Genomic DNA, 11727 nt, shown 5'->3' with positions numbered 1-11727 from the left:
GGCGAACCGCTCAGGCGGGAGTGAAAGGATAGAGGTATGACGGACTCCCCGGCCCAGACCTCCCCTGACACTCTCGGCTACACCCTGTGGGCCGTGTTCCGGCGAGACTCCGCCGGCAACCGCGGGGCGGGTCCGGCTCCGGCGGGCGACCTGGCCGCCGCCGTCGCCGAGGTCGAGGCCGCCGGCGTCGTCGTCCGCGGCTTCTACGACGTCTCCGGCCTGCGTGCCGACGCCGACCTCATGATCTGGCTCACGGGCGTCGGGATCGCTCCCGAGGTGCTGCAGTCGGCGCTGCGGACGCTGCGCCGCGCCGAGCCGCTCGCGGGCCTGCTGCCGGTGTGGAACGTCATGGGCGTGCACCGCGACGCCGAGTTCTCGGCCAGCCACCTGCCGGCGTTCATGCGCGACAAGGACCCTGAGGCGTGGCTCACCGTCTACCCGTTCGTGCGCTCGTACGACTGGTACATCCTTCCCGACGACGAGCGCCGTCAGATGCTCGCCGACCACGGCCGCAAGGGCGCCGCCCACCGCAGCGTGCTGAGCAACACCGTCGCGTCGTTCGCGCTCGGCGACTACGAGTGGATCCTCGCCCTCGAGGCCCCCGAGCTCGTCGACCTGGTCGACCTCATGCGGGACCTGCGCCAGACCGAGGCGCGTCGCCACGTGCGCGAAGAGGTGCCGTTCTTCACCGGGCGCCGCATCGGCCTCGACGAGATCGCCGAGGTGCTGGCATGAGCAGCGCGTCCGGGAGCACGCTGCGGATCGGGACGCGCGGCAGCACGCTGGCTCTCGCCCAGACCGGGATGTTCGCGGACGACCTGGCCGACGCGACCGGAGTCGCCACCGAGATCGTCACCATCACCACCGACGGCGACCGCTCCAACGAGCCGCTGTCGCGCGCGGGCGGCACGGGCCTGTTCACCGGAGCGCTGCGCGACGCCCTCGAGGCCGACGAGTGCGACATCATCGTCCACTCCCTGAAGGACCTGCCCACGGCGCCGCACGAACGCCTCGTGGTCGCCGCGATCCCGGCCCGGGAGGACCCCCGCGACGCGCTCATCGCCCGCGACGGCCTGACGCTCGACGAGCTGCCCGCCGGCGCGCGCATCGGCACCGGCTCCCCGCGCCGCATGGCACAGCTGCGCGCGCGGCGACCCGACCTGCAGGTCGTCGACATCCGCGGGAACGTCGACACGCGGCTGGGCAAGGTCACGAGCGGAGAGCTGGATGCCGTCATCCTGGCCGCCGCCGGCCTCCGGCGCATCGGGCGCGCGGACGTCGTGACCGAATTCCTCGACGCCGATGCGTGGCCGACGGCCCCGGGCCAGGGGGCCCTGGCGGTCGAGGTCCGCCGTGGCGAGGAAGACCTCGTCAGCGCCCTCGATCACGCCGAGACCCGCGCGGCCGTCGAGGCCGAGCGCGGCGTGCTCGCGCTGCTCGAAGCAGGATGCTCCGCTCCCGTCGGCGCGCGGGCCGTCGTCGACGCCGGGCTCCTGCTGCTGTCGGCGAGTGTGTACAGCCTCGACGGCACCACGATCCTCACCTCGTCGCACGCGACGGTCTGGCCCGAGCCCGAAGCCGCCCGCGACATCGCGTCCGCCGTCGCCCGGGAGCTGCTCGACGCCGGCGCCGCCGACCTGACCGGAGAACGCCCGTGATCGACACCCCCCGTCCCCGCCGCCTGCGCGCGACGCCCGCCCTGCGCCGGCTCGTCGCCGAGACCCGCCTGCACCCCGCCGAGCTGATCCTCCCCGTCTTCGTGCGCGAGGGGGCCGGCGCACCCGTGCCGATCTCGTCGATGCCCGGTGTCCTCCAGCACACGACGGACTCCCTCAAGCGCGTCGTGGCCGATGCCGCCGCCGCCGGCATCGGCGGCCTGATGCTGTTCGGCGTGCCCGAGCACAAGGACGCCGTGGGCTCCGGAGCCACCGACCCCGACGGCATCCTCAACGTCGCGACACGCGTGGCCGTCGCCGAGGCCGGCGACGCGCTCGTGGTGCAGACGGATCTGTGCCTGGACGAGTTCACCGACCACGGCCACTGCGGCGTGCTCGACGCGGACGGCTACGTCGACAACGACGCGACCCTCGACCGGTACCGCGAGATGGGGGTCGCCCAGGCAGCGGCCGGATCGCAGCTGCTCGGGCTGTCGGGCATGATGGACGGCCAGGTGGCCGCCGTGCGCGACGCGCTCGACGACGCGGGCTACGCGAACACGCCGATCCTCGCGTACGCCGCCAAGTACGCGTCGGCGTTCTACGGGCCATTCCGCGAGGCCGTGCAGTCCTCGCTGCAGGGCGACCGCCGCACCTACCAGCAGGACCCCGCGAACCGCCGCGAAGGCGCCCGTGAGCTCGACCTCGACATCGCCGAGGGCGCCGACATCGTCATGGTCAAGCCGGCGATGAGCTATCTGGACGTCCTGGCCGACGCCGCGGCATCCAGTCCGGTCCCGGTGTGGGCCTACCAGGTGTCGGGCGAGTACGCCATGATCGAGGCGGCCGCCGCCCACGGCTGGATCGACCGCCGCCGCGCGATCGAGGAGTCGGTGGTGAGCATCCGCCGCGCCGGCGCCGACGCCGTGCTGACCTATTGGGCACTGGAGCTTGCGGAGTGGATCCGATGACGACCAACGCACAGGAGTTCGATCGCGCGCGCGGAGCCATGCCCGGCGGCGTGAACTCGCCCGTACGCGCCTTCGGCTCGGTGGCCGAGACGCCGCGCTTCTTCGTGTCGGCATCCGGCCCGTACGTCACCGACGTCGAGGGCCGCGAATACGTCGACCTCGTCGGCTCGTGGGGCCCGGCGATCCTCGGTCACGCGCATCCCGCCGTCGTGAAGGCGGTGCAGGATGCCGCGGCCCACGGTCTCGGGTTCGGTGCGAGCACGCCGGGCGAGACCGAGCTCGCCGAGCTCATCGCCGCACGCGTCACCCGCGACGGCGCACACCCGGTGGAGCGCGTTCGGCTCGTGTCGACGGGCACCGAGGCGACGATGACCGCCATCCGTCTCGCGCGGGGCGCGACCGGCCGGGACCTCGTCGTCAAGTTCGCCGGGCACTACCACGGGCACTCCGACGGACTGCTGGCCGAGGCGGGATCGGGCGTCGCCACGCTCGCGATGCCGGGTTCGGCGGGCGTTCCCGCCGCCATCGCCGCGCAGACGCTCGTCATCCCCTACAACGATCTCGGCGCGGTGCGCGAGGTGTTCGCGGCGCGCGGCGACGAGATCGCCGCGGTGATCGTCGAGGCCGCGCCCGCCAACATGGGCATCGTTCCGCCCGCGCACGGCTTCAACGCCGCGCTGGCCGACATCGTGCACGCGCACGGTGCGCTGCTGATCCTCGACGAGGTGCTCACCGGCTTCCGCGTCGGGCCGGCCGGCTGGTACGGCATCGATCCGGTGCCCTTCGCGCCCGATCTCATCACGTTCGGCAAGGTGGTCGGCGGCGGGCTCCCCCTCGCTGCCATCGGCGGCCCGGCGGCCCTCATGGAGCTGCTGGCGCCGCTGGGTCCCGTCTACCAGGCGGGCACGCTGAGCGGCAATCCGCTCGCGGTCGCGGCCGGGCGTGCGACGCTCGACCACCTCGACGCGGACGCCTACGCCCGCATCGACGCCGCCGCGACGACGATCGCGGAGGCCGCGACATCCGCCCTCGACGAGGCCGGTGTCACGCATGTGCTGCAGCGCTCGGGCAACCTGTTCTCGATCCAGTTCGCCGCCGAGGCGCCGACCGACTACGACACCGTGAAGGCGCAGGAGGCGTTCCGCTACCCGCCGTTCTTCCGGGCCATGCTCGCGCAGGGCGTGTCGCTGCCGCCGTCGGTCTTCGAGGCATGGTTCGTATCGGCATCCCATGACGACGCCGCCGTCTCGCGCATCGTCGACGCACTCCCCGCGGCGGCGCGCGCGGCGGCCGAGGCCATGCCGGACTGAGGCCGCGGCACCGCGGTGCCGGCCACGGATCATCCGCGAGGATGACGAGGACGGCGCCGGATCACTCTCCCGCCCGACGCGCCGCGGCGCCCGCGCACGGCACGGTGGGAGCATGAGTTCATTCGTGATCGAGGCCGCCGGCCTCGAGAAGTCCTTCGGCACGACACGCGCGCTGGCGGGGGTGTCGCTCGCGGTGCGCGCCGGAGAGTCGCTCGCCATCATGGGCGCTTCGGGTTCGGGCAAGACGACGCTGCTGCACTGTCTCGCCGGCATCACCCTCCCCGACGCCGGGGTCGTCGCGTTCCACGGCCGCGCAGGTCGTGTGCAGGTCGACGCGATGAACGAACGCGACCGCTCGCAGCTGCGCCGGGAGGAGTTCGGGTTCGTGTTCCAGCAGGGCCTGCTGATCCCCGAGCTCACCGCCGTCGAGAACGTCGCCCTCGCGCTCATGCTCAACGGCATGCCGCGGCGGGAGGCGACCTCGCACGCCGTCGGCTGGCTCGCGGCGCTGGGCCTCGCCGGAATGGAGGACCGTCGGATCGGCCAGCTGTCGGGCGGCCAGGCGCAGCGCGTCGCCATCGCCCGGGCGCAGGTCACCGGCGCGGCCGTCGTGTACGCCGACGAGCCCACCGGCGCGCTGGACTCCACCACGTCCGCCGAGGTCATCGGCGCGCTCCTGCACTCGACGACCGGCCAGGGCCGCACCCTCGTGATGGTCACGCACGATGCCGATGTCGCCTCCCGCTGCTCGCGCGTCGTCGAGGTGCGAGACGGGCGCATCGTCGGCGAGCGCGTCGGAGCGCACGCCACCGGAGCGTCCGCGTGATCGCGCGTGTCGCGTGGCTCCTGGCCCGGCCGGGGACCACCGGGGTCGCGACGCTCGCGCTGCCGGTCACCGCGTTCGCCATCGTGACGGCGCTGCTGCTCACCGTCCTCGGCGGTGCCCAGTCCTTCTGGACCTGGACGGACGACGTCGCGTTCACCTATCAGCTGCTCGCCGTGGTCGCCCTCGTGCTGCTGGTGGTGCCGCTGGCGTCCCTCGGCGGCGCGGCCGCGCGGCTCTCGGCGCGCCGCCGCGACGACCGTCTCGCGACGCTGCGCCTGCTCGGCGCGACGCCGGCGACGGTCTCGGCCCTCGCCGTGCTCGAATCGACAGTGCTCGCCCTCGCCGGTGCGCTCGCGGGCGTGGTCGTGTACTTCGCGATCGTGCCCGCCCTCGCCCTCGTGCCGTTCCGCGGCGAACCGCTGGGCCTGGGCGGCGTCGTGCTCCCGGCGCCGCTGATCGCGGGGACGGTGCTCGCAATCGCCGTGCTCGCCGCCGTCAGCGCGGTGCTCGGACTGCGCCAGGTCGTCATCTCGCCCCTCGGGGTGCGCACCCGTCAGGACGCGCCCACGCTGTCGTGGGTGCGCGCGGGGATCGCCGTCGCCGTGATCGTCGTGTCGTTCGGGCTCATGAGCATCCTGCAGGTCGCCGGCAGTGCGCTGGTGATCATCGCATTCCTCGCCGCCGCGTTCGGCGGGACCCTCGCCGTCCTCAACCTCGTCGGGCCGTGGGTCATCCGCGTCGTCGCTCAGCGGCAGGCGCGCCGGGCCTCCCGTCCGGCGAAGCTGCTCGCCGCGCGCACCGTCCTGGAATCGCCGAAGGCCGCGTGGCGCCAGGTGTCGGGGGTCGCCATGACGAGCTTCATGGCCGTCTTCGCCGGGGTCGGCATCGCCGTCGCCGACCTCGCCGGCGGCGGCAAGGGCCTCGACGCGGAGTCGGCGCAGCTGTTCGCCGACGTCCGCACCGGCATCCTCATCACGGTCATCGGCTCGTTCCTCATGGTCGCCTGCTCCGTCGGCGTCAACCAGGCCGCCGGCATCCTCGATCGCCGCGACCTCTATCGCTCGCTCGACATGCTCGGGATGCCGCAGCGCACGATGGATGCCGCACGCCGGCGCGCGGTGATGTCGCCGCTGCGTCTCACGGCGATCGGCTCGGCCGTGATCGCGGCCGTGGTGATGCTGCCGCTGACCGGCGTCACGCTCCTCGTCCAGCCGCTTGCCCTGATCGTCATCGCCGCCGTGCTGGCGGCGGGGATCGGCGTGGTGGCGCTCGGGCTCGTCGTGACCAAGCCCCTGCTGCGCCGGGCCGCGACGGACGCGTGAGCTCACACCCCGGCGGCGTCCGCGCATGGCTTCACCCGCGAATTAGGGTGAAGCCATGCGCATCCTCGATTCCATCGACGACGACCTCATCGCGCAGCTGCGTCGCGATCACGAGTTCTTCTGGCTGGATGCCACCGATCTGCCCGCCGACGACATCAAGCGCCTCGGGACGCTGCTCGACCTGCATCCCCTGGCCGTCGAAGACAGTGTCCTGTTCGGCCAGCGGCCCAAGCTCGACACCTACGGCGACACGGCGCTGCTCGTGCTGCGCGGCGCGGTGCGCTCGCAGCCCGAGGACCGCAACGAGCACCCCCTCGAAGAGATCCACTGCCATCTGAGCGGCGACTTCATCGTCACGCTGCACCGGCACCCCTACTCCGAGCTGCTGCGCCTCAGGCCGCTGTTCTCACAGGCCAAGACAGCCAAGAGCGAGCAGTACCACGTGTACAAGATCATCGACGCGATCGTCGACAGCTACTTCCCGATGCTCGCCGACCTCGACGAGCAGATCAACGACCTCGAAGACGCGATCGCGTCCGGCGGCGGCAGACGCGAGCTCGAAGAGACGTTCCGCCTCAAGCGGCTGCTGCTGCGGCTGCGCAAGGCCGTCGTCCCGATGCGCGACGTGTTCGCCCGCGAGATCGAGGTGATCGCCGACCTCGCCGGGCTCGAGGCCGACAGCCATGACTACTTCCGCGACATCTACGACCACCTGATCCGCATCACCGACGAGCTCGACTCGTACCACGAGCTCGTCAGCGGCTGCACCGATCTGTATCTGTCCACCGTCGCCAATCGGCAGGGCGAGACGTCGAAGCAGCTCGCCATCATCGCGTCGATCTTCCTGCCGTTGAGCTTCCTCACCGGCTTCTTCGGCATGAACTTCGGGTGGGCCGTCACCCACGTGTTCGACGGACCGTGGGCCTTCGCGGTCGGGTGCGCGGTGATGGCCGCCGCGGCGGGCGGCATGTGGGTGTTCTTCCGCCGCAAGGGCTGGACCGGCTCCGACGGCTGACCCGTGGCCCGGGCCTCCCCCGCGTCCTCGTTACCGCGGGCCGGCCGGCTCGTCCCAGTGCTGGTCGCGCGCCGGAAGGATGCCGAGAGCCAGCAGCGGCGTGACGGCGACGAGCCCGAAGGCGAGCGGGAACCCGACCGCCGTGATGAGGGCGCCGACGACGGGTCCGACCACGGAGGCGCTCACGAACTGCCCGGTGTTCTGGATCCCCAGCGCACGGCCCGACCAGCGCCGGCCGGCAGCCTCCGCGACCGATGTGAAGGCCAGGCCGTTGTCGGCGACGCTGATCGTCGCCGCGATCACGAAGAGCGCTGCGGCGACGATGTCCCAGTGCGCCCAGCCCGCGGCTCCGAGGAGGACCATCGCGACGACACCGGCGATGGCGACCCAGCGCAGAACCCCGACACGCGTGCCCAGGCGGTCGCTGAGGTGGCCGATCACGATGCGCCCCAGGGCTCCGACGAACTGGGATGCCGCCACGACGAGTCCCGCCGCCGTCGCGTTCCATCCCATCCCCGCCGTCAGCCACACCAGACCGAACGTCGACAGCGTGAACTGCGGGAAGACGAGCAGCGCCGAGACGACGTGGATGCGCAGCAGGAAGCGGTCGCGGGTGTACGGATTCGCGGTGCCGGCAGCTGCCGCACCGACGGGGGTGCTCGGGCGCGGCGGGTTGCGGATGCCCCACGCGCACAGCACTGCCAGCACGAGAGCGGCGGCGCCCGAGAGCACGAACGGCGCGGCGAGCCCGTACCCCGAGGCCAGGGCGGGGACGGTCAGCGCGGCGACGGCGACACCGAGCGGCTGCGACATCTGGCGGATGCCCATCGCGAGCCCGCGGCGCTCGCGCGGGAACCAGCCGACCACGATGCGGCCGCTGGCGGAGTTGGTGCTCGCCGACGCCGCTCCGCCCAGCACCAGGACGATGGTGAGCCACGCGTACCCGTCGGCGGGCACGGCCGCGAACGCGAACAGCGCGGTCAGCGCGAGGCCGCCGGCGATGACCCACCGCTCTCCGAAGCGGTCGGCTGCCGCTCCCCACAGCACGAGCGTGAGCACCATGCCGAAGGTCGGCGCCGCGGCGAGCAGGCCGGCCTGTGCGAGCGGCATCCCCTGGTCGGAGTGCAGCAGCGGGATGAGGTAGGCAGGTGTCGAGACGAGCAGCGTTCCGGTCGCCTGCGCGGCGACGCCGAGGCCGAGCATGACCCACGCCTTCGCCGGCGTCCGCACCTGCTGTGTCGCCACCTGATTCGACATGGTCCTTCTTCCGCTGCGGGCAATCGAGTACCATCACGGTATACCACTTCGGTGCACCAGAATGGATGCCATGAGCGCAGCGAACGACAGCGGTCTCGCCGACAGGCTCCGCACAGCGGTCCTCTCCCTTGAGCTGATGCCCGGGGAGCGGCTGAGCGAACGCGGCCTGGAATCCCTGCTGGGAGCATCGCGAACGCCCATCCGTGCCGCGCTGATGAGGCTCGAGAACGAGGGCCTCACGCAGCGCGAGGGGCGCGGCTGGCAGGTGACGCCCATCGATCTGACCGAGATCAGAGCCGTGATGGAGTACCGCGAGGCGGTCGAAGCGGCGATCGTCGAGCATGCCGTCGAACGCGCCGACGACACCGAGCTCGCAGCCCTCACCGCGCTCGCCCACGCACACCACGATCACGACGACGAAGAGGTCGGCCTCCGCGACGGCAGCGACTTCCACCTCGGCCTGGCGCGCTTGTCGCGCAACCCGTTCCTCGTCGACGCGATGGCAGGCGCGCTGACGCGACTGAGCCGCACCCGCTGGCTGGAAGTGCGCACGCCGGAGGCGCGGGCGCAGGCGCGTGCCGAGCACCTGCAGATCGCTGCGGCCGTGGCCGGCCGCGACGTCACCGAGGCCCGACGCCTGGTCGCCGCGCACAGTCGGGGCACGCGCGACCGGCTGCTGGCCTCTCTCGAAGCGGAGCGCCGCCGGCTGCGCGGTCGCGGCGTCTCGATCATCGAGTCCTCGACCGCGACGCCGCCGCTGAAAGCCGTGTGAACGGGCGCCAGGCACTTCCCTTAACTTGAACACCAGCGTACAGTTTCGCTATCTCATACACCAGTGTTCAAGAAAGGCATCGCCATGCACGCGAACACCATCGGAGACCGCACGCAGCATCGCCCGGCGCCGGCCAGGACGCATCCCCGGTGGAGTGCGTTCTGGCCGGCGTCGCTCGGCGTCCTCGTCGCCGCCGGTACGGCCTACGGTCTCACGGATCCGCGTGAGGTGGCTCCGATGGTTGCCGCCTCGGGGTTCGTGTACCTCGCCGCGGCGGCGACCGGACGCCGCTCCGCAGCGTGGATCGCGTTCGGCGCGACGTTCGTGCTGATCGCGCTGCACAAGCTCGCAGGTCTCGATGCGACGTTCTGGATGCTCGTCATGGCAGCAGTCCTTGTCGCCGTCGGATTGGCGGCCGGCCATACCCGGCCGTGGTGGGCATTGACCCTTCAGACCATCGCGATGTTCGTCCTCGGCGCGGCATCGCTCATCGCCATCCGCCTGGACCCGGTCGCCGGAGGCCTTGTCGTCGCCGGAGCCCTGCTCGCGCATGCGGCATGGGACGTCCACCATCACCGCACCGGACGCGTCGTCGACCGCTCGCTCGCCGAGTTCTGCGCCGTGCTCGACGTCATCGTCGGGATCGTCGTCGCCGTGGTGGCGCTCACAACCTGATCAGCGGGGGCGCAGCGGCCACACCGGGCCCCCGCCGAAGCGAAAAGCCCGCCGTGACCGGCGGGCTTTTCTTGATTCCAGTGGACCTGAGGGGAATCGAACCCCTGACCTCCTCGATGCGAACGAGGCGCGCTACCAACTGCGCTACAGGCCCGTGAACCTCGAAAACACTATCACGGCTCGAAGCGTGCTCCGAATCGGTCGAGGAGCCCGGGCGCGCCTCACGCACCCGCGGCGCGACGGGTCAGCAGGTCGCGCACGTGGGCCTCGATCTCGGCGTCGTCGACGTAGCCCATGCGCGCGTAGTCGGTGTCCGGCGCCGACGCGCGCGCGGTCCGCGCGAGGTCGATCGACGGTGGACGCTGCTGCTCCGCACGCGCCCGCATCGCCTCTTCCAGCGCCGCCTGCCGCAACGCCGCACGGGCGGCCTGCGCGTCCAGCACGGCGGCTGCCCGCGAGCCTGCCGACGCCGTGAGCGGCTGCGGCAGCGTCCGCGGCTCCCACGCGCGCTCCTCGGCCTCGAGCTCGACATCCTGCACCGCGGCGGCGCGCCGCGGCACGGCATCCACCGAGGCGGCGACAGCGCGCGCGGCGACACGTGAGAGCCGGTGAAGGACGAGGAGGGATGCCGCGGCCAGTCCCACGCCCGTCCACAGAAGCGTCTGCACGCCGGCGGTGATCGTCTCGTACGCGCCCCAGGCGGCCAGCCCGAGCCCGAGCACGCCGATGAAGGTGGCGGTGAGACGGAATCGACGTCGTGCGCGGGCGCGGCGGGCGGCCGGAAGCGCGCGTGCGGCCGCGACCTCGGAGCGGGCGGCGGCCTCTGCCGACGCCCGGGCGGCGCGCGACCGCTCCTGGTCGACGCGGGCGGCGGCCTCGGCGGCGACCCTCTCGGTGCGTGCCCGCTCGAGGTCGGCCTTCGCGTCTTCGAGCGCCGCCTGCTCGCGCTCGGCGAGCGCGCGCTTGGCGAGACGCTGCTGTGCCGCAGCGGTGCGCGCGTTGAGCTCCAGCCGCACCTCTTCGGGCGTCTCACTGGTCTCGGCCAGCACCCGGAGGGCCTGGTTGAGCCGTACGGCGTTGCGTTCAGCGGCGTCGTACTGACGCCTGCTGTGCCACGACGGCAACAGGTAGACCAGCCACAACGCCGCAGCGACGAGGACGATCACTCCCCCGCCCAGTACCTGCCCGCCCATGCAGACCACGGTAACGCGACCGGATCCCCCGGACACTCGCATCCGCTCGCGTGTCGCGCGATGCGCGCCGTCGGCGTCGCCGGCCCTACGCGTGCAGGCGGTCGGCGGGCGGGACGGTCGCCGCGTGCTGCGGTGCCCGACCGGACACCCAGCGCTGCAGCACGCCCTCGGGCACGTCCTCGCGCACGAGGGCGAACGCGTAGTGGTCCCGCCAGTCGCCATCGATGTGAATGAAACGCCGCCGCAGACCCTCGTAGCGGAAGCCCAGCTTCTCGACCACCCTCAGGCTCGCCCGGTTCTCAGGCCGGATGCAGATCTCCATACGGTGCAGCCGCATCTCCGTGAAGCAGATGTCGGTGGCGAGCGCCACCGCCGTGGGCGTGATGCCGCGGCCGGCGAACCTCTCGCTGACCCAGTACCCGATCGTGGCCGACGCGAGCGAGCCGCGCGCGACGCCCCACACGTTGAGCTGTCCGGCGATCTCGCCGTCATACTCCATGACGAACGGCACGCCGACGCCGTCGCGGTACTGCTGCAGCAGTCTGCGCACGCCCACGCGCATGTCGAACGACACGGGGCCGTCGGGGCTCGTCGCCTCCCACGGACGCAGCCAGCCGCGATTGGCGAGCAACTCGCTCTGCAGCACGCGCGCGTCGCGCTGCTTCACGAGCCGGATCGCCACCGATCCATGACCGCGGGGAGCCGTCAGATCCACGAGACTCCCTCGAACG

At 72.3% G+C, this 11727-nt stretch carries 12 protein-coding genes and 1 tRNA gene; 9 read left to right on the top strand and 4 right to left on the bottom strand.

The features are described 5' to 3' along the window. Positions 1 to 36 precede the first annotated feature (36 nt). From hemQ to FB391_RS07995, 7 genes are all read left to right on the top strand, one after another. Positions 37 to 735: a hydrogen peroxide-dependent heme synthase gene (hemQ, locus tag FB391_RS08025; protein ID WP_141893925.1), complete on the top strand. Its 699-nt coding sequence runs from the start codon at positions 37 to 39 to the stop codon at positions 733 to 735. Continuing rightward, positions 732 to 1658, top strand: a complete 927-nt coding sequence (hemC, locus tag FB391_RS08020) for a hydroxymethylbilane synthase (RefSeq protein WP_141893924.1) — start codon at positions 732 to 734, stop codon at positions 1656 to 1658. The genes hemQ and hemC overlap by 4 nt, the downstream gene beginning before the upstream one ends. Continuing rightward, complete coding sequence (gene hemB / locus FB391_RS08015) at positions 1655 to 2626, top strand: porphobilinogen synthase (RefSeq protein WP_425462942.1); 972 nt, start codon at positions 1655 to 1657, stop codon at positions 2624 to 2626. The genes hemC and hemB overlap by 4 nt, the downstream gene beginning before the upstream one ends. Further along, complete coding sequence (gene hemL / locus FB391_RS08010) at positions 2623 to 3936, top strand: glutamate-1-semialdehyde 2,1-aminomutase (RefSeq protein ID WP_141893923.1); 1314 nt, start codon at positions 2623 to 2625, stop codon at positions 3934 to 3936. The genes hemB and hemL overlap by 4 nt, the downstream gene beginning before the upstream one ends. A 112-nt stretch (positions 3937 to 4048) precedes the next feature. Further along, positions 4049 to 4762, top strand: a complete 714-nt coding sequence (locus tag FB391_RS08005) for an ABC transporter ATP-binding protein (RefSeq protein WP_141893922.1) — start codon at positions 4049 to 4051, stop codon at positions 4760 to 4762. Beyond that, positions 4759 to 6084, top strand: a complete 1326-nt coding sequence (locus FB391_RS08000; protein WP_141893921.1) for an FtsX-like permease family protein — start codon at positions 4759 to 4761, stop codon at positions 6082 to 6084. Before FB391_RS08005 ends, FB391_RS08000 begins: the two co-directional genes overlap by 4 nt. Positions 6085 to 6139: 55 nt before the next feature. Then, positions 6140 to 7099 carry a magnesium transporter CorA family protein gene (locus FB391_RS07995; protein ID WP_141893920.1) on the top strand — a complete coding sequence of 320 codons (960 nt, stop codon included), beginning with the start codon at positions 6140 to 6142 and terminating at the stop codon, positions 7097 to 7099. Between the two features lie 30 nt (positions 7100 to 7129). Here FB391_RS07995 and FB391_RS07990 read toward each other — a convergent pair whose 3' ends face one another. Then, entirely contained in the window at positions 7130 to 8356 is a 1227-nt protein-coding gene (locus tag FB391_RS07990) for an MFS transporter (RefSeq protein WP_141893919.1), read from the bottom strand. Between the two features lie 70 nt (positions 8357 to 8426). On the opposite strand from FB391_RS07990, the gene FB391_RS07985 reads away from it, so the two are divergent. Next, positions 8427 to 9128 (top strand): GntR family transcriptional regulator, encoded by a 702-nt coding sequence (locus FB391_RS07985; protein ID WP_141893918.1) that lies wholly within the window; start codon positions 8427 to 8429, stop codon positions 9126 to 9128. A gap of 84 nt (positions 9129 to 9212) precedes the next feature. Next, positions 9213 to 9803 carry a hypothetical protein gene (locus FB391_RS07980; RefSeq protein WP_185843001.1) on the top strand — a complete coding sequence of 197 codons (591 nt, stop codon included), beginning with the start codon at positions 9213 to 9215 and terminating at the stop codon, positions 9801 to 9803. 81 nt (positions 9804 to 9884) lie between these two features. Here the strand turns inward: FB391_RS07980 and FB391_RS07975 are convergent. The 3 genes from FB391_RS07975 to FB391_RS07965 all read right to left on the bottom strand — a co-directional run bounded on the left by FB391_RS07975 (position 9885) and on the right by FB391_RS07965 (position 11711). Further along, positions 9885 to 9957, bottom strand: a tRNA-Ala gene (locus FB391_RS07975). 67 nt (positions 9958 to 10024) lie between these two features. After that, positions 10025 to 10996, bottom strand: a complete 972-nt coding sequence (locus FB391_RS07970; RefSeq protein ID WP_141893917.1) for a large exoprotein — start codon at positions 10994 to 10996, stop codon at positions 10025 to 10027. Positions 10997 to 11081: 85 nt separating this feature from the next. Next, complete coding sequence (locus FB391_RS07965; RefSeq protein WP_141893916.1) at positions 11082 to 11711, bottom strand: GNAT family N-acetyltransferase; 630 nt, start codon at positions 11709 to 11711, stop codon at positions 11082 to 11084. Positions 11712 to 11727: the final 16 nt, after the last annotated feature.

It is taken from the genome of Microbacterium kyungheense, assembly GCF_006783905.1.
In the GTDB taxonomy this organism is placed as follows: Bacteria; Actinomycetota; Actinomycetes; order Actinomycetales; family Microbacteriaceae; genus Microbacterium; species Microbacterium kyungheense.
Note: the sequence above shows the minus strand (reverse complement) of the source record. Positions and strands in the feature narration are given on the sequence as shown.

Bases quoted from the DNA above. Each gene is read 5' to 3' on its own strand.
- hemQ (WP_141893925.1), top strand. From the start codon at position 37: ATGACGGACTCCCCGGCCCAGACCTCCCCTGACACTCTCGGCTACACC.
- hemC (WP_141893924.1), top strand. From the start codon at position 732: ATGAGCAGCGCGTCCGGGAGCACGCTGCGGATCGGGACGCGCGGCAGC.
- hemL (WP_141893923.1), top strand. From the start codon at position 2,623: ATGACGACCAACGCACAGGAGTTCGATCGCGCGCGCGGAGCCATGCCC.
- FB391_RS08005 (WP_141893922.1), top strand. From the start codon at position 4,049: ATGAGTTCATTCGTGATCGAGGCCGCCGGCCTCGAGAAGTCCTTCGGC.
- FB391_RS07995 (WP_141893920.1), top strand. From the start codon at position 6,140: ATGCGCATCCTCGATTCCATCGACGACGACCTCATCGCGCAGCTGCGT.
- FB391_RS07990 (WP_141893919.1), bottom strand. From the start codon at position 8,356: ATGTCGAATCAGGTGGCGACACAGCAGGTGCGGACGCCGGCGAAGGCG.
- FB391_RS07985 (WP_141893918.1), top strand. From the start codon at position 8,427: ATGAGCGCAGCGAACGACAGCGGTCTCGCCGACAGGCTCCGCACAGCG.
- FB391_RS07980 (WP_185843001.1), top strand. From the start codon at position 9,213: ATGCACGCGAACACCATCGGAGACCGCACGCAGCATCGCCCGGCGCCG.
- FB391_RS07970 (WP_141893917.1), bottom strand. From the start codon at position 10,996: ATGGGCGGGCAGGTACTGGGCGGGGGAGTGATCGTCCTCGTCGCTGCG.